The sequence below is a fragment of the Streptomyces sp. NPDC047515 genome (assembly GCF_040643055.1).
Lineage (GTDB): Bacteria > Actinomycetota > Actinomycetes > Streptomycetales > Streptomycetaceae > Streptomyces.
In genome coordinates this window covers 16892-38118 of sequence record NZ_JBEYTM010000068.1, presented here as the reverse complement: position 1 = coordinate 38118, position 21227 = coordinate 16892, and the positions used below count along the sequence as shown (strand labels likewise).

Here is a 21227-nt window from a genome sequence, read left to right as displayed (position 1 = left end):
ACACGCACACGGTGACCGCCGCCTGCCGTCCGGAAAAGGATCCCGGGCGGCGCGTCACATCACAACAGGGCAAACGTTGCCTGATCCGGCACTAGTCGGGCAGGTGGAGGACGGCGAGGGCCGCGGTGTCGTCGTGGAGGCGGTTGTGGCTGTAGCTGAGGAGATCGTCGTGGAGCCGGTCGAGGAGTTCCCGGGGCGGAAGAGGACCCCAGGAGAGGACACGCTGCCGGAGGGGGTAGAAGGCGCCGGTGGCATCGCGTGCCTCGGTGACGCCGTCGGTGTAGAGCAGCAACTGGTCGCCGGGGCCGAAGGGGTACTCGTCGATCCGGTAGGTATCCGTGAGGAGCATGCCCAGGTTGAGGGGCGGTGCGGGGTCGGCCGTCTCCAGCTCGGTGACGCCGTCGGCGCGGATGAGCAGGGGCGGGGGGTGGCCGCAGTTGACGATGCGGACCACGTGCCGGCGGGGGATCTCCGCGAAGACGGCAGTGACGAAGCGCTCGCCCATGTCGCTTCCGGCCAGGCGGGCGGCCCTGCGGTTCATGCTCCTCTCGGCCCGGCGGGCAACGGCGGCGAGATCGGGTTCGTCGTGGGCGGCTTCACGGAAGGCGCCGAGAAGGGTGGCGGCCGTCTCCACGGCAGGGAGGCCCTTTCCCCGTACGTCGCCGATGACAAGGCGTAGTCCGTACGTGGTGGGGACGGCCTCGTACAGATCACCGCCGATACGCGCTTCCGCGACAGCGGACAGGTACAGGGTTTCCACCTGAATGGGGCCGATGCGGTGGGGGACCGGGCTGAGCAGGACACGCTGCGCGATCTCGGCCACGAATCGCACGGTGGCGAGGGTGCGTTCCCGGCGCACACGGTGGGCGGCCAGGATGGTGCCGAGGACCCCGACCAGAGCGGTGCACACGTAGGCGGTCACGTAGTGGCGGTCCCACACGTAGGTCACCGGGCGGCCCGCACAGCACGGGGTGCCGGCCAGGACCCCTTGGAAGACGATCGCGAACACCGTAATGGCGGCGACGATAACGGGGCCGTGGGCGAAGGCGGCGATCACGGGGAGGGCGATGAGTAGGAAGCTCACGGGCCACTGCACGGGCGTGAGGGGTTCGATCACCAGGATGCCCGCGACGTAGAAGGCGGGCAGCCAGCGCATCCACGCGGGTGCGGCGGGCACCGGCGGGCCCTCGCTGTCAGGCAGTGCCGCCGGGCCGTTCGTCGCGCCGGGGCGACCTGGCCACCTCACCGTGTCCTCCGGCACGCAGCCGGCGGCGCGAGCACGGAGGCTGCCCCGCCGAGGCACGGAGTCACCGTCCGGCCCGAACGCGGACGACGCTCCTGGCGGCTCCACTCACACAGCCCGTACACGCGGAACTCCTGACACAAGGGGTGGTCAAGACGTCCATCCTGCTGCGCCGCGAGGTGCCGGGCCGGTCATTGCTCCAGCCCATGGCATGTCAGGACGGCGGGGCCGACGAGCAACGGCGACATCCCGTCGTATCGCCCGCTCCACCACCGCGCGCGACCCCGGTGGGGCGCACGCTTCGCGTGCTGCGCACAGGCATCGGCGCGGCTCACCGCGACGCGGGAAGCCGCGGCTGCGCGATTCCCGCGCGAACCGAGTGGGGACATTGACGTGCGCACGTCTTGACTGACGGGGGCTGCCGCACGCACCGTTGCTGGGCCGTTCTCTACAAGGGGGGTACGTGAACCGCACGTTGCTCGGGGTGTGTACGGGCCTGGCCCTCTTCGCTGTGGTGGGTGCCCTGCCGGCGCCCGCTTCCTCCGAGCCGCGGTCGGGGCCCACGCGTGCCCTGCCACTGGGCGCCGTCCGCCTGACCGAGACCCGTAGCACGCGGACGCTGCAGCCCGGTGTCACCCTCACTCGGATCGTGCGCGGCGCCGACGCCCCGGCGCTCGCGTGGACGATCGAGGTCTCCATACCCGGGGGCGCCACCTCGCCGGATCCTGACGCGCCGCCGTCGGCGCTGAAGGACCGGGCGAGCGCCGACGAGCTGGCCGCCGATGCGCGGTCGGACGGCTTCGACGCCAGGGTCGAGGAGGTCACGACTCCGGCGGTCGCCGACTACACCGGTGGAACGCTCGGATGGCGGGTAAGGGTCGGGCGGTTCGACTCGCAGTCCGCCGGGACGGCCGAGCGCACTCGGCTGAAGGGGGCCGGGTACACCGGGTCCGTCGTGTACACCGGCTGGGACGGAAACCCCGACGACCACGGCCCCTGGCGGATCGACGTGCTCACCATCGACCCGGACCGGTTCCGCGGCAGGCTCACGGCGTCGTACGGTCCCGACCTGGAGAACCGTGAGAGGACCAGCGAGCTGGCGGACGCTGCCGGCGCGACCGCGGCGGTCAACGCCGGGTTCTTCGTCCTCGACCCGAGCGCCGGAGCACCGGGCGATCCGGCCGGCGTCGGCGTCTACGGCGGCCGGCTGCTGAGCGAGCCGGTGAACGGACGCCCCGGCCTGGTGATACGTGACTCCGCCCGACACAGCGAGGTCGCCCGATTCACCTGGAAGGGACGGGTCGTCAGCCGGGACGCGTCGCAACCCCTGGACGGTGTCGACCGCGTACCGGGCTTGATCAGGAACTGCGGCGGCACAGCCGACGACACTCCGACCGCGCTGCCCCTGCACGACGTGACCTGTACCGATCCCGACGAACTCGTCGCCTTCACGCCCGACTACGGACGGCGGACGCCGCAGGGCGACGGCCTTGAGGCCGTACTGGACAGCCGTGGGCGAGTCCTCGAACTGCGCTCACCTCGCGGCGGGCCGTTGCCGGCCGACGGCAGTTCCGCGCAGGCGACCGGCACCCGCGTTGCCGAACTGGCCGCCCTGGCGCGGGTCGGCCAGCCCCTGCGCATCGAGGGGACGTTGCGGGACAGCAGCGGCCGCAGGGTCTCCCCGTCACCGGTGACCAGCATCCTCAACGGTGGTCCCGAACTGGTCCGCGACGGACGGCTGCACGTCACAGCCGCTACCGACGGGATGGTGCAGCCCGGCAACGCGAGCTTCTACTACGGCTGGATGCACAAGCGCAACCCACGCACGCTGGCCGGGGTGGACGCCGCAGGCAGGACCGTGCTCGTCACCGCCGACGGACGCAGCACGGAAGCGCTCGGGCTGAGCATCCCCGAGAGCGCCGCCGTCGCCCGAGCACTCGACCTGCGCGACGCCGTCAATCTTGACGGTGGCGGGTCGACCACGATGGTGGTCGATGGAGAGGTGATCAACGCCCCGTCCGACGCGACCGGCGAACGCCCCGTCGGGGATGCACTGCTGATCCTGCCGGACCGGGGCTGACCCGACCCGGTCCGCGAACGCCCGTGCCAGCGACCACCGACCACGACCGCTGGGAGCCGACATGACCGCCGTCCCGATCCGCCGATTCCGCCCCTTGCTCGTCCTTGCCGCGCTGCTGCTCGCCCTGGCATCGACCACGTCGGCGCATACCACCGTGCCGGCCGTGTCGGTCGCACGGGAGACGGGCGGGTCCGGCACCCCGTCCGGAGGCGCCGAGGTGGTCGCGGTCACCCGGGTTGCCGAGCGGCAGGTCGACTTGTCGGTCCGTTCAGCGGCCCTGGGCGGCCGGACGGTGAACGTACGTCTGCTCACGCCCGATGGCTGGGACCCGGGTGACCGGGGCCGGCACTGGCCGACGCTCTGGCTGCTGCACGGCTGCTGCGGGGACTACACGTCGTGGACCGGCCGCACCGACATCGCACGGACCGACAGCCTGCGCGATGTCCTCGTGGTCATGCCGGAGGCCGGCTGGAACGGCTGGTACAGCGACTGGTGGAACCACGGGCACGGCGGTGACCCCGCGTGGGAGACCTTCCACACCAAGGAGTTGCGCCTCCTTCTTGAGCACGGCTGGGGGGCGAGCAGCAACCGCGTCGTGGCGGGGCTTTCGATGGGCGGGCAGGGTGTTCTGCTGTATGCCGCCCGCCACCCCGGAATGTTCAAGGCGGCCGCGGCCTACTCCGGCTCCGTGCACCCGCTGCTGAACGACGAGTCGGTGGACCGCATCATGGGGTTCTTCGCCGGTCAGGGCGACGACCCGCTGAGGGTCTGGGGCGACCCGGTCGCACAGCGTGACGTCTGGGCGGCCCACGACCCGTTCCACCTGGCCAAGCGCCTCAGGTCGATCCCCGTCTACCTGTCGTGCGGTGACGGCACCACCGGCCCCTTGGACCCGCCGGGCACCACGAGCGCGCTTGAGGCGGACTTCAACAGGCAGAACCAGGCCCTTGCGAGCGAGCTCGAACGCAAGGGTGCGAAGCACGTCACCACTCACTTCTACGGGCCGGGGACCCACGGCTGGGCGTACTGGCAGCGTGAGTTGAACGCCTCGCTGCCGATGCTCCTCCAGGCCCTCGGGGTCGGCGACTGAACGGCCTTGCGACCAGATCCCCAGGGCCGGGATCGCGTGACCCTACCGCGGCATCGGCGCCGTCGGCCTCTTCGGCCCGGCAGTTCTCCCACCGTCTGGAAGGCGTCGTGAGGAGGAGCCGAACCGAGGAGCCGACGACCGATGGCGATGCCCGGCGAGGTGACGACGACCGGTGCGGCGCGCAGTTCAGCGTCCTCGGCTGCGCGCAGAAGCTCCTCCGTCCCGCCGGGCAGCACCGACCACGGCCTGGCTGGGCTCGTCCGGGGATTCGACGAAGGGCCTCAACCAGCTTCAACCTGCGGACCGACCGGACGTCGCGGCACCCGCGTACACGCGGCTCGCGAACTCGGCGATCTGTTCGTCGCTCAGATTCTTCGCGAGATTGGCCTCCGTGATCATGCCGATCAGACGGTGGCCACCCTGGACGTCGATCACCGGCAACCGCTTGATCTGGTGTTCCTCCATGATTGTCAGGACGTCGGTGGCGTCTGCTTCGGCATCGATCCAGTGCACCTTGGCATTGAGCGATCCGGCCTGCACGGTTGCCGGGTCGATGCCCTCGGCACAGCACTTGACGATGATGTCACGGTCGGTGATCAGGCCTGTGAGCTTGTTGTTGTCGCCGCAGATGGGCAGGCAGCCGACGTTCAGGTCGCGCATCATCTTCGCCACGTCGAACAACGACTGGTGGGCGCCCACGCACTGCACGCCGCCGGACATGATGTCTCGCGCTCGCAGCTTCTCAGCCATGATTTCCTCCCGTTTCCGACAGAGCTTTCTCCTCCTCATCGATCACAACACGAACGGCCCAACACCGCGCCCCGGAAGCGTCCGCAATACGGGGATCCCGAGCGCCGGGCCCGACCGGAGCGGATCCGTGCGGCCGAGGTGGGCTTCGGGAAGCGGTCGGCACACACGGCACACACGGCAGGGCCGGCATCGCGGCGGGGCAATGATCGGCATTGCGGTTTTGGGGATACGGCCCGCGCGCGGCCGGGAGCGCCACTGGCCGTATCCTCCGTTGCCGTGTCGAGCCGGTGGGGACCGGCTGGCCGAGCGCACGGACGGCGCACTTTCCACGATCCTGCCGCGGGTGGGGAAATCGGCCGTCGCACCAATCAGGAGAAGGATGAAACCGGGTGGCCGGCACGACATGACGAGTCGCGAGCGGGTGAGCGGCCGGCCGCCGGCTCAGGGACCGCCGCCGGGCCCGGTTCCGCTCCGGCGCGGGAGACAAGCGCCGCCGGGAGCGGGGGAGCGGGGTCGACGGGACGGGGCGGCGGCTGGGCGACGGCAGGTCCGGACGGGTCGGGGCACGCAGGCCCTTGAGCACTCCTCCGGGCGTTGCGCGGGCTGTGTCCGACCGCCGACCGGGTGTGCCTCGCGGCGCGTCGGTTGGTTCCGTGCGCCCTGTGCGGTGATCATCCGCTGGAGATGCACACGGTGCGGGAGGAGGCCACGGATGGGCTACAGACCGTCGAGGGGCAGGGGGAGTCGCCCGCGGCCCACGTACCACGCACTGGCTGTGGCCATGGCCTTCTTGGCCCTGTCGGGCTCCGGCTGCTCCTCTGAGCCGGCCCCGCCTTCCGGCCCCGGTGCGGCGGCCACGTCGCAGAAGGACCCGTCCCCGTGCCGTCGCACCCTGGTGGGTGTGGCACACCCCGACGACGACCTGTTCTTCCTGAACCCGGAGATCACACGGACCATCCGGGACAAATGTCCCCTCCATACGGTCTATCTGACCGCGGGAGACGATGCCATCGCGGATCGTGTCAAGGCGTTGGAGTACGTGGACCGCAGGGAGTACGGGGCGCGGGCAGCCTATGCGGCCATGGCGGGCGCCGCCGATGACTGGGACCAGTCCGATCTGCGGGTCGACGGCGTCCGGGTCCGGTCGTTCCTGCTCGACGGCCGGTCCCACCGTGCTGACATCCGGCTGACCTTCCTCGATCTCCACGACGGGCTTCCGCGGGGTCAGGACGCGAACAGTGTGCTGAGGCTCTTCGACGGCAGCAAGCGGAGTGTCTACGGATTCCTGGGCGGCGTGAGCTACACCGAGGAACGGCTGCTGGCGACGCTTGCCACCCTGGTCAGGAGCAGCCGTGCGGAACGTGTCCTGACCATGGACCACGACAACGCGTCGTTCGCGTTCGCTCTCGGCGGCGGTGTCGACCACAGCGACCACGGCATCGGAGCCCGGTACTTCAGGAGGGTGGGCTACGCCCTCGGAGTACCCGTCACGTCGTACCTCGCGTACACGATGTCGGCGAGGAAAGCGAACCTCACTCCCGGGCAGGCGGCGGAGAAGGAGCGGGTGGCGCGCTGGTACGTCGCCAATCGCCAGTGCCGCGCCACGGGTTGGTGTGCGAACGTACCGCCCTATCGCGGATCGCTGCAGGAAGACTGGAAACTGTGGGTCCATCGGCAGTACGAACAGGTTCATCGCTCTCCACGGCCCGGCGAGATCCTCGGGGACATCGGCCGGACGACGTACTTCACCGGTCCGGATCCGGCCCAGTGCCTCGACGCGACAGACGGTTCACCGGGGGCCGGGCCCCGCTCGGTCCGCATCCACGGGTGTGACGGTTCGGCCCGGCAGCGATGGGGGATGAGGCAGAACGGCACGATCGGGCTCCGGAACGAGCCGGACTCCTGCCTCACGGCCATCGGTTCGGAGGCCGACCTCGAACCCTGTCACGGCGGAAGCACGAACCAGCAATGGACCCGGGTGCCCTGGAAGAGCCCGACGTGGAAGCGCACGGCATGGCGGATCCAGGACAGCGGCAACCGCTGCCTGTACCAGGACGACCGTGAGCTCCCCGCCCGTTGGAACGCTCGGGACCACCCCAGCCCCCGGTTGACCCTCGCCGACTGTGACGTGCCGGCCCGGCCCGAACAGTACTGGCAGTGGGGTGGGTGAATCCGCCGGCGCTCCACCACTCCAGCGGCATCCCACTCATCCCGCGAGGACACCGGGCCGGCGGCCTCGCCGCGATCACCACTTCTCAAGCTGTCCCGATCCCGCGACGGCTGAGCCGATCACGAGCGTGGACCGTTGATGTGACGATGCGTCAGTCTTCCGGTGCTGAGCGATGCGCGGCGGTCGGGGATTCGGACGCCGATGCCTCCTTCTGGTGGCTGTGCGCCCTGCCGGTCGCGGTTCTGCGCAGGAAGTCGTCGACCATGGACGTCTGTACGGCCGCGGGAAACCGCCCGGGGTCGAAGAGCGCCTGGACGGTGAGGCCGTGGACGAACGCCACCGACTCGGCGGCGAGTTGTCCCAGATCCGCGGTGGCGTTCACTTCCTTCAGTCGGCGAGCGTCCTCAAAGTGCGCGCGGATCGTTGAACGCATACGCGCGTAGCGATCTGACTGCGCCGTGCCCACCTCCTCGTCGGCCAGGGCGAGGTCCCAGGAGCTCACCCAGATGCGGTTGCGTGCGGTGTCGTCGGCGGTGAGGGGCAGGATGTCCAGCAGTACTTCCCTCAGTGCCGCCAGTCCCGCGGTGGGCCGATGGCGGCGGGGACGCTCCGCGGTGCGCTTCTCCAGGATGTCCAGGGCGTGAATGACCAGGGCTCGCTTGGTGGGGAAGTAATGCATGAGCATGCCGGTCGAAACGCCCATGGCGGCGGCGACGGCACGCAGCGTCAGGCCGTTGAACCCTTTCTCGCCAAGCACTTTCCACACCGCCTCGGATACGTCTTCTCGGCGGGCTGCTCGGTCTCCTCGTGCTGGTGGCATGCGTGTTAGCTTACATACCGAACGCTCGTTACGTACTTGGGATGGGATGAGGCGATCATGCATCGGAGTTCCTCGCCCACATCGACCGCGCCAGGCCGTATGTCGACCCGTGGATACCGTGGGCGACGCTCAGCACCGACCTCGACTCCGCCACGGCGGTCCTGCAGCGGTACGCGGAAAAGCAGGCCCAGGACGCGGCCCGGATCTACGGCATCTGGCTGGAAGGCACGCTCGTCGGAGGCGTCATGTTCACCACCTTCGACGCCGACTCCGGGGTGTGCGAGATCGGCTGCTGGCTGGAGGCCGCCGGGCAGGGCCACGGCCTGGTGGTCAAGGCTTCGCGGGCCTTGACCGACTGGGCTTTCCAGGAACGCGGAATGAGCCGGGTCGAGTGGTGGGCCGCAGCGGGCAACATCCGCAGTATCGAATCCGCGCGCAGGCTCGGCATGACCCGCGACGGCGTTCTGCGGCAGCGGTATCCATACGGTGGTACGCGGCACGACAAGGAGGTCTGGTCGGTCCTCCGCGACGAATGGAACGCGTCCTCCGCGTCGGTCGCGCACAGCTGAGGGAACGTCCGCCGTTCGACGGCGAAGTCTTCTTTCCCGCGCCGAGGTCACCACGGGTCTTCCCGCGCCGAGGCCGCCGCGTGTTCGGATCCGGCCATCAGGTGGTGTGTTGCCCGATGGCCGACACGGTCGCATCGTGGTATCGAGGCGATGTCCGGTTCGCTCGGAGAGTAGATGCGTCCAGTGACGGGTGCTCGGACATGAGGGCGCCGCTGGCGGGGCGGGGTAACGGCGTACGGGCCTGAATCTCCGGTCGAACGGTGTGGTGGCGTCCGTCCCACCGGCCACCCGCGGTGTGACGCGTCAAGACCCTCACATGAGCGGTGAGCGGTGAGCGGTGAGTGGTGTGCTGTGTTGGGGAGGGAGGTGGGGGGTGTGTCCGCGGGTATCGTCCGCCGGAGCCCGAGATGCCGTGAGTCAGGCCGTATATCATGTAATGGCGCCATGCGAGTGTGGCGCTGGGAGCATGTCGTCTCCGACTTCGGAGAGGGAGCATGGCTGCAGGCGAAGAAGACGAGACGGAGCGTCTCCGGCGTTCGTCCAGCAAGAAGACCGCCCGGAAGTCCAACGAGGCACGCGGCAGCGGCCGGACGGGCGGGACGCAACGCGCGGCCCGTGGGGTGTCGACGCCTCAGGCCATGCGGTACGCCGCAGAGCAACTGCGGGAGCTGCTGGGCCGGGCGCCCGAATCGGTGTCGGCCGTGAAGCCGACCGAGGACGGCTGGCAGGCGGACGTCGAGGTCTTGGAGCTGGAACGCGTTCCCGGCACGACCAGCGTCATGGCGAGCTACCGGGTGACGCTGAACAACGACGGCGAGCTGGTGGCGTACGAGCGCACCCGTCGCTACACCCGGGGGCAGATCGACCGGGGCGGCTGAAACACCGGCCGCCATCGGCGCCGCCGATGCGAGAACGTACCGGCTACGCCCCGAGGCAGGGGTGAGCCGTTGAAGGGAGGCACCATGACTGTGGTGCCGCAAGGCGGAGGAGCCGTCGCCAGGGGTGGAGGAGGGTCCGGCAATCTCTACGACATCGTTGATCTGATTCTGGACCGCGGCCTGGTGATCGATGTCTTCGTGCGTGTATCACTGGTGGGCATCGAAATCCTCAAGATCGACGCCCGCATCGTCGTGGCGAGCGTGGACACGTATCTGCGCTTCGCGGAGGCGTGCAACCGCCTCGACCTGGAGCAGGGCCGCAAGGCGCCGTCCCAGCTGACCGACCTGGTCGGAGAGGTGACCGAAGGCGGATCCCACGGCAAGACCAAGGGCGCTCTGAGCGGGGCGGCCGAAGTCCTGACCGATGCGCTCAAGGGAGGTCATGACGACGACGAGGAAGCCGAGGAAACCGAGGAGAGGCGGGAGCGGCCGAGACGCCGACCTGCCGCCCGGCGCCGGAAGGAGTGAGTCATGGCCGTGTATGTCTACACCATCGTCGCCAGGACGCATCCACAGCGCCTGGACGGCCTGGCAGGGGTGGGGGACCCGCCGGCGGAACTCCGCACCGTGCACGCCGCAACGCTGTCCGCCGTCGTCAGTGACGCCCCGGAGGGTTTGCGTCCCAAACGCCGGGACCTCGGCGCGCATCAGGCCGTCCAGGAACGCCTGATGGACGACGGTACGGTTCTGCCGCTGCAGTTCGGTTTCACCACGACGGACGACGACGCGGTACGAACGGTGCTGGAGCAGCGTGCGGAGCAGTTCCTGGAACGTCTCCGGACGCTGGAAGGATGCGCCGAGTACAACCTGAAGGCCGCGCAGGACGAGAACGCGCTGCTCCGGCGGATCCTGCAGGAGTCCGGGGAGGCGCGCAGGCTCAACGACGAGATCAGAAGCGGCCGGAGCAGTCCGGAACTGCCGCTCGCCCTGGGTGAGTTGGTTGCCCAGGAAGTCCAGGAGCGCGAGGGTGGGGCGGCAGCGGGGATCGTGGAATCCCTGCGTGGATTCGCGAGGGAGGAACGCGCGGCGCAGCCGAGGGGAGACGACTTCCTCAATGTGTCCTTCCTGGTGGACCGGGAAGAGGAGAAGGCCTTCCTGGCTGCCGAGCGGGGTCTCGCCGAGGAACTCGGCTCGGAGTACGACCTGCGGCTGCGCGGACCACTGCCCGCATACAGCTTCGTCCAGGAGGCGCCATGGGACTCCTGACCCACCTCGTCACCCTCCCACTGGCGCCCGTGCGCGGAGCCGCGTGGGTCGTCGAGCGCGTCGTCGACGCGGCGGAGAACGAGTACTACGACCCTGGGCCCGTCGAGCGGGAACTCGCCGAACTCGAACGACGGCTCCTGTCGGGAGAAATCGATGAGGACACCTTCGACCGGCGCGAGGACGAACTGCTGGACCGGCTGGACGAGATCAGGGCCCACGCCCAGGGGATCGACAGCTGACCATTGTTTCCGCCACACGGCGAGAACGCCGCCCCATGCCTACGTCGATACGTGGGGGGAGCAGGGAATCGAGGTGCAGCGGACGTGACCGAACCCGTTGCCAGGAGACAGGGAGATCTGCCGTTCCGGTCCACTCCCTACGGTCAGGGCTCCTCGGCCAACCTCGCCGACATACTGGAGCGGGTCCTGGACAAAGGCATCGTCATCGCGGGTGACATCCAGATCAACCTCCTGGACATCGAACTGCTCACCATCAAGCTGCGTCTCCTGGTCGCGTCGGTGGACAAGGCCAAGGAGATGGGGATCGACTGGTGGGAGCACGACCCGTCGCTGTCCTCGCGCGCCCACGACGGATACCGCACGCTCACCGAGGAGAACAAGCGTCTGCGTGCCGAGATCGAGGCGCTGCGCGAGGGCGGTGAGCCGCTCGCGGACGGGAGCGAGGAGGACCGCCCCGCGGTTGGCCGACGCGCTGAGCGCGCCGAACGGGCCGGGCCGTCCCGCCGCGGCGGGAGGCGGGACGAGCCATGACCGAGGCCATCAGCTACGCGTACGCCGTGGCACGGGACGACGGAACCTTGCAGGACGCGCTGGCCGGGCTCTCCGGGGTGTCGGGGGCGTCGGTCCGTCTGGTGCGCGTGGAGCCCGGTGACGACCTGGTGGTCGCCGTGAGTCCGGTACCCGAACGGGATTTCGCGGAGGACGCGCTGCGGGTACATCTGGAGGACCTGGACTGGCTGGAGTCGACGGCCCGCGCCCATCACCGGGTGGTCGAGGCGCTCACTTCCCATACCACTGTCCTGCCCCTGCGTCTGGTGACGGTGTACCTCGACGACGAGCGGGTGCGGTCCATGCTCCGGTCCCGCCGCGACGCGTTCGCCTCCCGGCTCACCGAGCTGGCCGCCCAGGTCGAATGGGGCGTCAAGATCTATGTCGACGAGTCGGCTGGCGAGGTGGCCGCGGAAGAGCCCGCCGACGCGGCCCTGAGCCCCGGCCGGGCCTATCTGAGTCGCCGCAGAGCCCAGCGACACGCACACGACGACGTCTACCACAGCGCCGAACAGGCGGCCGAGCGGGTCGAGTCCGCCGCCCGCGCCCATGCGGTCGAACGGGTTCGGCACCGCCCGCAGCAGGGCGGACTCGCGTCCGGGACGGGCGAGAACGTCACCAACGACGCCTACCTCGTTCCCCTCCAGTACGCCGACGACTTCCACGCCGACGTCGCACGGGCGGCGGATGGCCTCACCGGAGTGCACGTCGAGATCACGGGCCCGTGGGCCCCCTATTCGTTCGTCACCCCGGACACACCGGAACCCAGAGAGAGCGCGGCGCCGTGAGGCCGGCGGGCGGGCCGCCGATCGCGGCGCAAGAGCCACTTCCAGAACGCCAGGTGGCGCTGATCGACCTGTTGGACCGCCTGCTCAGCGGAGGCGTCGTCCTCACCGGAGACATAGTGCTTTCGATCGCAGACATCGACCTCGTACGCATATCCCTGCGCACGCTGATCGTCTCCATCAGCGAACAGAACCCCTCCCCGTGGAGTACCACTCCCTCACCCGTAGGAGACGATGATGACCGGTGAGGAACACCGGCCCCGCAGCCGCCTCGACGACATCGCCGAAGCCGCCGACCGCGCCTTCCGGCTCCTGCCCGCCTCGCCCGGGAGCTACCCGCCCCTTGGAGGGGCAGCGCCCCGACAGCCGGCCCGAAGAGTCACCGCCGACCCCGACACGGTGGAACGGGACCTGATCAAACTCGTCCTCACCCTCGTCGAGTTGCTGCGACAGCTCATGGAACGTCAGGCTCTGCGGAGAGTCGACGCGGGGGATCTCACAGAGGAGCAGGAGGAACGGCTGGGGGCGACGCTGATGATCCTGCACGACCGCATGACCGAACTCTGTGCTCGGTACGATCTCTCGATGCGCGACCTCAATCTGGATCTCGGTCCGCTCGGAACTCTGCTGCCGCCCGGGGAATGACCTGGTGAGACGGCACGCAGCGAGCCGGTGCTTCGAAGCTGATTCTTCGCATGAAGTGCATCTCCGCTCCACGCAGATGGTTGCGGGTCTCCAGGATGGCCGACGGAGGGCGTCACCGCGCCTGCCGGTCGGTCCAGTGCCTCACTCCTCCTCGTCTTCTTCGCTCTCCTCCTCCCATTCGACGTCGTCAGCGTCGTCGTCGCCTTCTTCCTCCGCCTCGTCGGAATCGGTCTCCTCCTGGTCGTACTCCTCGTCTTCCTCTCCCTCCTCCTCTGCTTCTTCGCCTTCGCCCTCTTCTTCCTCGTCCTCCAGGGCCTCTTCGTGGGTCCGTACGACCTCGCCGTCGCGAATTTCGCCGCGCCAGCCCTTCGGTTCCTCGTCGGTGAGCGTGACGTAGCGCTGGAAGTGCTTGAGATCCAGTCGCATTCTGCGACCTTGAGCGCGCCAGAGGTTTCCGGTCTTCTCGAACAGTCCCGAGGCGTAGTACTCGACGACCAGCACAATGCGCGTCAGACCGGGCGTCAGTTCATGGAAGCTCACCGCGCCTCGCGTCGACCCCTTTGCGCCCTCGGAGGTCCATACGATGCGTTCGTCGGGCACCTGCTCCTGGACAGTCGCCTTCCAACTCCGGGTCGAAGGACCCACCTTGACCTTCCAGTCAGTTTTCGTCTCGTCGGCCGAGGAGACGTCGCGCACGCCCTTGGTGAAGCTGTTGAACTTCTCGTAATGTGTCCAGTGGTCGTAGGCCGTGCGCAGGGGAACCCCGACGTCGATCACCTCGATGATGTTGGTGACCTTCTGGTCGCCCGATTTGCGTCCCTTACCGCCGCCGAGCACATCCTTGGCTTTCTTCAGGACATTGTCCTTGACGTTCTTCGCCGTCCCGGAAAGTACGGCTTTGATGGGAGAATCGCCGCCGAGGAGGTTCGCTCCTATTCGGGAGAGTGACCCACCGCTGTTCGCGACATCGGTGAGCTTGTCCGTCACATCGATCAGCTTGTCGCCCGCTCGCTCGGCCAGGTTTCCGACCCAGGCTGTCAGATAGTCCGCGGCTTCGTCGCGAAGTCGATCGATTCCCGATTCCACGTTCTCCTGCTGCCGCTGTGCCATGACTGGTCACCTTCCGTGCTCGGCGCGTGGTGAGGCCTTCTTCGCGCTCTCCTTCGCAGTGGAAGGTGCCTTCTTTCGGGCGGCGGTCTTTTTGGCTGCAGCCTGCTTGGTTGCGGGCTTCTCGGCCGGTGCCGACTTCTTGGGCGGTGCGTGCTTCTTCGTCGGTTCCTGCTTACGCCCGGTCCCTTTTGCGGTGTCTTCCCGGCCTGCCGTTCGGGCGGAGGCCGACTTCTCCGAGGCGCGACTCTTCGTCTTCCGCTCTGCAGCGGTCCGGGAAGCGCGAGAGCGTGGCTGCTCTTTGGGCTCCTCCTCCATCTCCTCGGGCTCCTCGGGTTCCTCCTGCTCGTACTCTTCTTCCGGCTCCTCCTCGTTGTCCTGCTCGTACTCCTCTTCCGGCTCTTCCTCTTCCTCTTCCTCCTCTTCTCTCTCCGCCTTGCCTCCGCCGCTTTCGAGCTGGAGAGTCCGTTCACGGAGCGAATCGGCGAGTGCCGTGAGGCCCCGGTCGGCGGTGGCTGTCACGGCCTCACGGCCGGCCGCCATCACTTCCCCGCGCAGCTGTTCACCCAGCTCCGCGACCTGCGGTATCTCTCCGAGTTTGCGTACTCCTTGGCTCACGAGTTGTCGCGGTTCGAGCCCGAATTGACGCCCGGCGACATAAGAAGCCACGGTGAGAGCGAGTCGGCCCTTTTTTGTACGTCCCAGCACGTAGCCGCCGACCAGTGCTACGGCGAGCAACAACCTGTTTCCGTCAGTCATGGGCGGGTCACCCTCTCATGGGCGTCGGGCCGGGCCGCAGTGCGGCGGCGTTGTTCTCCCCCCTATCTCCAGGGTGATCGCTGCCTGGGACTGCGCATCTTGAGCGCGCCAGGACGCCGGGAAGTTGCCGTGGCCGCGGTGAGTCCTGCCGCTCGTGCGGGGCTCGGCGCCGGGCTCACAGGGCCGCCGGCCGGCGAGGGGCGAGGGGAGGACGATCCCGGCATTTTGACCGTGCTGGACGGCGGACCCGAGGCGCCCCGGACAGCCCCCTCCTGAGCGATTTGTCGATGCAGGGGCTCGACCGCCTGTGTTGCGACCGTGTGATGCGACGGCCGGCACCACCCCGGGTCCACGAACCGAAAAGCGGCCGGCCGCCCAAGCGCGGCGGCGCACGACGGAGGCCGGCGGCCGAGGCCCATGCGCCGTGCGACACGATGCCCGATGCGGCCGTCGACCCTACGGTGGTGGCATGGCGGTGATCAGCGGTTGGAGGCGCGGGACGCGGGCCCGGAGCGGTGTGAAGGACGCACTGGGCGTGGCCGTGCTGTTCGTGCTCTCGGTCGTGGCCGCCTCGGTCGTACCGCATGCGCGCGAGTTCTCCTTGCGGTGGCCGGCCGTGGTGCTGGCCGGTGTCGGTTGCTCCGCGCTGGTGTGGCGGCGCCGTCACCCTGTTGGCGTACTGGCCGTCGCGGTTGGCTGCGGGGTGGCCTTTCAGGTGCTCGGATTCCGGGACAGTCCGCTGGTGATCAGTCCGGTCCTGGTGTCGGTCTACACCGTGGCCGCGCTGACCGACCGGCGTGCCACCTGGACGGCGGCATCGGTCTCGGCCGCTGTTCTGGTGGGCACCGCCGTGCTGCGCGATCCGCACTCGTGGCTGGCCCCCGACAACGCGGCGATGCTGGCGTGGACGGCTCTGCCGGCGGCCGTGGGGGACGGGGTGCGCTCACGGCGCGCCTATGTGGCGGCCGTGGAGGAGCGGGCGGAACACGCGGAGCGCACGCGTGAACAGGAGGCGCAGCAGCGAGTGGCGGCGGAGCGGGTACGCATCGCGCGCGAGCTGCACGACATCGTCGCCCACCACATCGCCCTGATCAACGCTCAGGCGGGCGTGGCCGTTCATCTGGTGGAACGACGGCCGGAACAGATCCTGGCCGCACTGGAGGACATCCGGGACACCAGCCGGTCCGCGCTGGACGAACTGCGGGTGACCGTGGGACTGCTGCGGCAGTCCGGCGAGCCGGTCGCGCCGCGTGATCCGATGCCGGGGCTCGCCCGCATACCGGCGCTCCTGGCGTCGTTCGAACGCGCAGGTCTGAACGTGAGCCATACCCGGCGGGGCGTCGCCGAACCGCTGGCCCCGGCGGTGGACCTGGCCGCGTACCGCATCGTGCAGGAGGCCCTGACCAACGTGCACAAGCACGCCGGGTCCGACCACGCCCGGCTGGTCCTGCACTACCGCCCTGAGCAACTGACCATCACCGTCGAGAACGATGGACGAACCGGGGGGAACCATGCCTGTCCGGGCACCGGCCACGGTCTCATCGGGATGCGTGAGCGCGCCTCCACGGTCGGAGGCCGGCTGTACGCGGGAGTGCGCCCGGAGGGGGGCTTCACCGTGATGGCCGAACTGCCGCTCCGTCCCGGCCTGGTCATGGGAAAACCGCCGAGGAGGGACGGGCATGACGATTCGCGTACTTCTTGCCGATGACCAGGCCCTGTTGCGAGGCACGTTCAGGATGCTGTTCGACTCCACGGACGACATGGAGACGGTGGGGGAAGCGTCCAATGGGCAGGAGGCGTTGGAGCTGGCGCGTGCGGAGCGCCCCGATGTGGTCCTGATGGACATCCGCATGCCGGAGATGGACGGTCTCGACGCCACCCGGCTCATCAGCGAGTCCGAGGACCTCACCGGGGTGAAAGTGCTCATCCTGACCACCTTCGAGGACGACGAGCACGTCGCCGAGGCCCTGCGCGCCGGTGCGAGCGGTTTTCTCGGCAAGGGGGCCCGGCCCGAGGAACTTCTCGAAGCCGTCCGTACGATCGCCGTCGGCGAGGCCTTGCTGTCCCCGGCGGCGACGCGTGCGCTGATCAAGCGCTTCCTCGCGCAACCGGACCCATGTCCGGCGGATGTGCACGAGCGGCTGGAGTGCCTGACGCGGCGGGAACGCGATGTCGTGGCGCTGGCGGCGCTGGGGCTGTCGAACGACGAGATCGCAGAACATTTGTTCGTCAGCCCTCTGACTGCCAAGACCCATGTCAACCGGGCCATGACCAAGCTGTCGGCGCGTGACCGGGCCCAGCTCGTCGTCATCGCCTATCAGTGCGGCCTGGTCACTCCGGCCCCGGAATCAGGGCCCTCACAGGCGTCCGTGTGAGCGTCGGCGCGGGTAGGCGGGCGCGGGTCCCGGTCGTAGGCGCGAGCGCCGGATACCGCAGTCGTGGTAGGCGGGAATCGCTGCGGGGGGACGATGTGCGAGGGGCCGTTCCTGGGCGAAGGTGAGAGGGCGAACGGAGGTTTCGCCATGATCGAAGCCCACTGCACGACCAAGCGATACGACGCCGCATCGACCGGCCCGCACACCGCGCCCCATGTGTCGGTCGCTCTGCTCGCCGCCACGGCGGCCATGGGCAGCCCCACGGGCGACCACGCGGGCCGCACGCTCCGTGTTTCCCCGCCGATTGCTCGTACGGACGGGCGTCGCGGACGTCGTCCTCGCATCGAGGTCTGCGGCCTGCGTCGCCTCCCTCTTCCGTGGTCGAGCAGTCCCCTTCTCCCGTCGCGGACACGTCGGCCACTCTCCACCGTGAACGCGACCGCCCTCCTCGGGATCGGCGCCCGATGGCTTCTCGTGCGACACGACGCCTGAACCCCGCGCGGGGACAGAAGGGGCAGTCGCCACACTCACGACCGGCCCCGCGGCCGCGATGCCCGCGCGACCGGCACGTCCGGCACCCTGGCGTCCCCCGACACTCTCGGCACCTCGGCACAGGAAGGATCCCTCCCATGCTTACTGCAACCAGGAACGGCCGTACGACCAGTGAACGACCGGCCGAAGAACACGACATCCCCGTCCCGGCGGCCGACGAAGCGATCGCGGTGGGAGCTCACCTGGCGACCTGCGCCACGTGCCGGGCCGGGTACGACTGCAGCGAAGCCGTGCCCGCCCACCTGTTCCTTCTCCGCCAGGCTCTCGCCGACAGCACCGGCCGGCAGCAGGGGGCGTCCGGGGAAGGCCAGGCGGAACACCACCGTGTGGCGCCCTGCCGACGCGGTCCGGTCCGTACGACCGGGGCCACACAGCTCACCCTCTCCCAATGGGTCAGCAGGACCGCGAGGATCGGCGGCCGGAGCTGACGAGGGAGGTGACGACGAGCGTGGGGGCGGTCCGGGCGCACGGCCTCCGGGCGGAGCGGTCCTGCCGCCCCCGGAGGCCGTGCGCCCGGCACTCTTCGTCAAGCGTGAGGGACGCGCACCCTTCGTCAGCCCTGAGGGACGCGCGACAGCCGGTTCGGGACCGGGGGCCTTGTGCACGGCCTCCGCTGGAGGCCGTGCCGGGCACGTTCAGCCCAGCGCCACCGCATAGCCGTCGGCCGTCCAGCCGCCGTCGCTGACCACCACCTGGCCCGTGATGTTCGCGGACACGCCGGAGGCGAGGAACAGGGCAAGGTGCGCGATGTCCTCCGGACGGCCGAGGCGGCCACGGGGAGTGCGGCGCAGCAGCGCCTCCGTGTCCAGCCGCCCGGCGGCGGAGAGCCGGGTCACCAGGTCGGTCTCGACGTATCCGGGCGCCAGCGCGTTGACGCGTATCCCGAAGGGAGCCCACTCGACGGCCAGGACTTTGGTGAGGGCGGCGACGGCGGCCTTGGTCGCACAGTACGCCGCACGCTCGGGCCCGGCGGTCACCCCGTACATCGACGAGGTGGTGAGGATGACGCCTCCGTCGCCCTCACGCATGATGACGTGGCATCCGGCGCGCACGAAGGCGTCGGCCATCGCCAGGCCCAGACCGCGCGCGGCTCCGGTGACGCACACGGACCTGCCGCGCAGGTCGGGGTAGATCGCCGTTTCGGTCGTCATGTTCCGTTCCGCTCCTTCTTCCGCCTCTTCCACCGGTGTTCTCGTACGTGCTCAGACCATGTGCATGCCGCCGTTGACATGGATGACCTCGCCCTGCACGAAGCTCGCCGCCGGTGAGCACAGGAAGGCGACGACGGAGGCCACCTCCTCCGGCCTGCCCAGACGGCCCAGGGGAGTGGTGGAGAGAGCGGTGTCGCCGCGGGTGGCGACGTAATCGCGGGTCATGGAGGTCTCGATGATGCCGGGCGAGACCATGTTGATCCGTGCGCGGGAACCGAGTTCCCAGGCGAGGCTGCGGGAGAAGGCGAGCAGCGCGCCCTTGGTCGCCGCGTAGTGCGCGTGCCGGACGCTGCCGCGGTGACCGGCCATGGAGGTCAGATTGACGATGCTGCCGCCCTCGTTCAGGTGGGGCAGGACGGCACGGGTCAGGTAGAAGACGCCGTTGAGGTTGACCGAGATGACGGCGTTCCACTGCTCGTCGGTCATGTCGGCGACGGCCTGCTCCGGATAGATCCCGGCCGCGGGTACGAGGAAGTCGACCGAGCCGAACGCCTCGACCGCGGCGGCGACGAACGCGTTGTTGCTCTGCGGCGAGGCCGCGTCCAAGGCGCGGGTGATCACGGTCGTACCGGTGGGGTCGAGCGTCGCGGCGAACTCCTCCAGCGCTCCGGCGTCCAGGTCGCCGAGCACCAGATGGGCGCCTGCGGCGTGGAACTGGCGAGCCACCTCGCGGGCGATGCCGCCGCCCGCGCCCGACAGGAGGAGGGTCCGGCCCTCGAAGGGGCGGGCGTCAGCTCCCGGAGCCTGCTGCGTCTGCTGTGTGGTCAGTGTCATGGTCGTCCTCGGTGAACAGTTCGGGATGTTGGGCCAGTTCGAGCCGCGTACGGCGGATGTGGCCGGTGAGAAAGCGTTCGGCGTCGACGGTGTCGGCTCGTTCGATCGCCTCGATGATCAGGCGGTGTTCGGCATGGATCAGCTCCCAGCCGCTGTCGCCCGCGAGCCGGGCGAAGGCGCGTCGGTAGTGCTGGGTGGTGTTCCAGAACCGGTCGACCATGGCGGTGATCTGGGCGACACGGCATCCGGCGTAGGTGAGCAGATGCAGACGGCGGTCGAGGGCCAGGAACCGGTCCACGTCGGTGGTGAGCTCGATCTGCCGGGCGATCGTCTTCAGTTCGGTGACCTGTTCGGCGGACAGATGCGGAATGCTCTCGCTGAGCGCGAGCGGTTCCAGACGCTCACGGATCTTGTAGACGCCCTCGCACTCGGCCATGTCCATCCTGGACACCCAGGCGCCGCTGTTGGACTTCACGACCGTCAGGCCCTCGGCCGCCAGTATCCGCAGGGCCTCGCGTACCGGCAGTCGGCTGGCGCCGAGCTGCGCGGCGACCTGCTCCTGCATGATCCGTGCGCCGGGGCGCAGTTCGCCGCTCAGGATGGCGGCACGCAGATGGTCCGCGACGCGCTGACTGGCGACGGCGGCGGCGCTGGATCCGGTCCCGTCGGATTCGCGCAGGCCGGATGCGGACGTGGTGGATCCGGTGGGCGGCTTCCGTGACATGGCTCTCCCTGGTGCGGCGGATCGACAGCGTGTTTCAGACGGAAGGCTGCCACAGCAGTACCGGTGAGTCGGCTTCGTACCGCTTGCCACCGGGGTAGGAGACCAGCTCCAGTTGCATCCCCCAGGGGGCGAGGAAGTAGACCCACCGTTGTCCCTCGCTCGGACCCGAGCTGGCCGTGGGCTCGCCGAGGATCCGTACGCCGTGTCGCCGCAGATGCGCCACGGCGGCGTCGAGATCGGTGACGTAGAAGGCGAGATGGTGGCCGCCGACGTCACTGTTGCGCGGTGGTCGCGTCTCCTGGCCGGGGGCCGCGTACTCGAAGATCTCGAAATTCGGACCGCCCGCGCAGCGGAAGAAGCGCAGCTCGCGCATGACGGCGCGCGAGTGGACGCCGAGGTGGTCGCTCATCCAGGTGCCGTCGGAGCGGAACGGGCCGAGCGAGTAGACGTGCTCGCAGCCGATCACCTCGACGAAGAAGCGGGTCGCCTCTTCGAGGTCGGGAACGGTGAAGCCGATGTGCTCGACACCGGCCAGACCGGGAAGCCCGCGTCCCCGATCAGATGCTGAATGGATCCATCTATCCGCCATGCCTCTCACAGTGCGACGCCTCAATGCCCACAGTCAATGACTATTCGTGAAA

General features: G+C 69.2%; 24 protein-coding genes. 15 read left to right on the top strand and 9 right to left on the bottom strand.

The window, feature by feature from the left end; all coding sequences use genetic code 11:
• Positions 1–91 precede the first annotated feature (91 nt).
• Positions 92–1177 carry a PP2C family protein-serine/threonine phosphatase gene (locus tag ABZ826_RS34175; protein WP_361457344.1) on the bottom strand — a complete coding sequence of 362 codons (1086 nt, stop codon included), beginning with the start codon at positions 1175–1177 and terminating at the stop codon, positions 92–94.
• Positions 1178–1706: 529 nt separating this feature from the next.
• On the opposite strand from ABZ826_RS34175, the gene ABZ826_RS34170 reads away from it, so the two are divergent.
• Both ABZ826_RS34170 and ABZ826_RS34165 read left to right on the top strand, forming a co-directional pair.
• Positions 1707–3323, top strand: a complete 1617-nt coding sequence (locus ABZ826_RS34170; protein WP_361457341.1) for a phosphodiester glycosidase family protein — start codon at positions 1707–1709, stop codon at positions 3321–3323.
• A 61-nt stretch (positions 3324–3384) separates the two neighbouring features.
• Positions 3385–4413 (top strand): alpha/beta hydrolase family protein, encoded by a 1029-nt coding sequence (locus tag ABZ826_RS34165; protein ID WP_361457338.1) that lies wholly within the window; start codon positions 3385–3387, stop codon positions 4411–4413.
• Between the two features lie 291 nt (positions 4414–4704).
• Here the strand turns inward: ABZ826_RS34165 and ABZ826_RS34160 are convergent, their stop codons facing one another.
• Positions 4705–5163, bottom strand: coding sequence for a CBS domain-containing protein (locus ABZ826_RS34160; RefSeq protein ID WP_361457335.1), 459 nt, complete (start codon positions 5161–5163; stop codon positions 4705–4707).
• A gap of 901 nt (positions 5164–6064) precedes the next feature.
• Here ABZ826_RS34160 and ABZ826_RS34155 point away from each other — a divergent pair.
• The gene (locus ABZ826_RS34155) at positions 6065–7333 is read left to right on the top strand and encodes a ricin-type beta-trefoil lectin domain protein (RefSeq protein ID WP_361457332.1); all 1269 of its coding nucleotides are present in this window, start codon (positions 6065–6067) and stop codon (positions 7331–7333) included.
• A 151-nt stretch (positions 7334–7484) separates the two neighbouring features.
• Here ABZ826_RS34155 and ABZ826_RS34150 read toward each other — a convergent pair whose 3' ends face one another.
• Positions 7485–8153: a TetR family transcriptional regulator C-terminal domain-containing protein gene (locus ABZ826_RS34150; RefSeq protein WP_361457329.1), complete on the bottom strand. Its 669-nt coding sequence runs from the start codon at positions 8151–8153 to the stop codon at positions 7485–7487.
• 80 nt (positions 8154–8233) lie between these two features.
• Between ABZ826_RS34150 and ABZ826_RS34145 the strand changes: the two genes are divergently transcribed.
• From ABZ826_RS34145 to ABZ826_RS34105, 9 genes are all read left to right on the top strand, one after another.
• On the top strand, positions 8234–8722 hold the full coding sequence (locus ABZ826_RS34145) for a GNAT family protein (protein ID WP_361457347.1): 489 nt from the start codon (positions 8234–8236) through the stop codon (positions 8720–8722).
• 494 nt (positions 8723–9216) lie between these two features.
• Complete coding sequence (locus ABZ826_RS34140) at positions 9217–9600, top strand: gas vesicle protein (RefSeq protein WP_361457326.1); 384 nt, start codon at positions 9217–9219, stop codon at positions 9598–9600.
• 84 nt (positions 9601–9684) lie between these two features.
• The gene (locus ABZ826_RS34135) at positions 9685–10128 is read left to right on the top strand and encodes a gas vesicle structural protein GvpA (RefSeq protein ID WP_361457323.1); all 444 of its coding nucleotides are present in this window, start codon (positions 9685–9687) and stop codon (positions 10126–10128) included.
• Positions 10129–10131: 3 nt separating this feature from the next.
• Positions 10132–10866, top strand: a complete 735-nt coding sequence (locus ABZ826_RS34130; protein WP_361457320.1) for a GvpL/GvpF family gas vesicle protein — start codon at positions 10132–10134, stop codon at positions 10864–10866.
• The gene (locus ABZ826_RS34125) at positions 10854–11105 is read left to right on the top strand and encodes a gas vesicle protein GvpG (RefSeq protein WP_361457317.1); all 252 of its coding nucleotides are present in this window, start codon (positions 10854–10856) and stop codon (positions 11103–11105) included. Before ABZ826_RS34130 ends, ABZ826_RS34125 begins: the two co-directional genes overlap by 13 nt.
• 84 nt (positions 11106–11189) lie before the next feature.
• Complete coding sequence (locus tag ABZ826_RS34120) at positions 11190–11636, top strand: gas vesicle protein (protein WP_361457313.1); 447 nt, start codon at positions 11190–11192, stop codon at positions 11634–11636.
• A complete protein-coding gene (locus ABZ826_RS34115; RefSeq protein ID WP_361457310.1) occupies positions 11633–12442 on the top strand; it encodes a GvpL/GvpF family gas vesicle protein in 810 nt (269 codons plus the stop codon). Before ABZ826_RS34120 ends, ABZ826_RS34115 begins: the two co-directional genes overlap by 4 nt.
• Positions 12439–12687: a gas vesicle protein gene (locus ABZ826_RS34110; RefSeq protein WP_361457307.1), complete on the top strand. Its 249-nt coding sequence runs from the start codon at positions 12439–12441 to the stop codon at positions 12685–12687. The genes ABZ826_RS34115 and ABZ826_RS34110 overlap by 4 nt, the downstream gene beginning before the upstream one ends.
• Positions 12677–13084 (top strand): gas vesicle protein K, encoded by a 408-nt coding sequence (locus tag ABZ826_RS34105; protein ID WP_361457304.1) that lies wholly within the window; start codon positions 12677–12679, stop codon positions 13082–13084. The genes ABZ826_RS34110 and ABZ826_RS34105 overlap by 11 nt, the downstream gene beginning before the upstream one ends.
• Before the next feature lie 141 nt (positions 13085–13225).
• Here ABZ826_RS34105 and ABZ826_RS34100 read toward each other — a convergent pair whose 3' ends face one another.
• Positions 13226–14194: an SRPBCC family protein gene (locus tag ABZ826_RS34100; RefSeq protein ID WP_361457301.1), complete on the bottom strand. Its 969-nt coding sequence runs from the start codon at positions 14192–14194 to the stop codon at positions 13226–13228.
• 6 nt (positions 14195–14200) lie between these two features.
• Positions 14201–14950 carry a histone protein gene (locus ABZ826_RS34095; protein WP_361457298.1) on the bottom strand — a complete coding sequence of 250 codons (750 nt, stop codon included), beginning with the start codon at positions 14948–14950 and terminating at the stop codon, positions 14201–14203.
• A 469-nt stretch (positions 14951–15419) separates the two neighbouring features.
• On the opposite strand from ABZ826_RS34095, the gene ABZ826_RS34090 reads away from it, so the two are divergent.
• From ABZ826_RS34090 to ABZ826_RS34080, 3 genes are all read left to right on the top strand, one after another.
• Positions 15420–16658: a sensor histidine kinase gene (locus tag ABZ826_RS34090; protein WP_361457295.1), complete on the top strand. Its 1239-nt coding sequence runs from the start codon at positions 15420–15422 to the stop codon at positions 16656–16658.
• Positions 16630–17325, top strand: coding sequence for a response regulator transcription factor (locus ABZ826_RS34085; RefSeq protein ID WP_361457292.1), 696 nt, complete (start codon positions 16630–16632; stop codon positions 17323–17325). Before ABZ826_RS34090 ends, ABZ826_RS34085 begins: the two co-directional genes overlap by 29 nt.
• Before the next feature lie 629 nt (positions 17326–17954).
• Entirely contained in the window at positions 17955–18305 is a 351-nt protein-coding gene (locus tag ABZ826_RS34080) for a zf-HC2 domain-containing protein (protein ID WP_361457289.1), read from the top strand.
• Positions 18306–18512: 207 nt separating this feature from the next.
• Here ABZ826_RS34080 and ABZ826_RS34075 read toward each other — a convergent pair whose 3' ends face one another.
• The 4 genes from ABZ826_RS34075 to ABZ826_RS34060 are packed head-to-tail and all read right to left on the bottom strand — an operon-like array spanning position 18513 to position 21175.
• A complete protein-coding gene (locus ABZ826_RS34075; protein ID WP_361457286.1) occupies positions 18513–19028 on the bottom strand; it encodes an SDR family oxidoreductase in 516 nt (171 codons plus the stop codon).
• 51 nt (positions 19029–19079) lie between these two features.
• Positions 19080–19862 carry an SDR family NAD(P)-dependent oxidoreductase gene (locus ABZ826_RS34070; RefSeq protein ID WP_361457283.1) on the bottom strand — a complete coding sequence of 261 codons (783 nt, stop codon included), beginning with the start codon at positions 19860–19862 and terminating at the stop codon, positions 19080–19082.
• Complete coding sequence (locus tag ABZ826_RS34065) at positions 19819–20586, bottom strand: GntR family transcriptional regulator (RefSeq protein WP_361457281.1); 768 nt, start codon at positions 20584–20586, stop codon at positions 19819–19821. The genes ABZ826_RS34070 and ABZ826_RS34065 overlap by 44 nt, the downstream gene beginning before the upstream one ends.
• Before the next feature lie 34 nt (positions 20587–20620).
• The gene (locus ABZ826_RS34060) at positions 20621–21175 is read right to left on the bottom strand and encodes a VOC family protein (protein ID WP_361457278.1); all 555 of its coding nucleotides are present in this window, start codon (positions 21173–21175) and stop codon (positions 20621–20623) included.
• Positions 21176–21227: the final 52 nt, after the last annotated feature.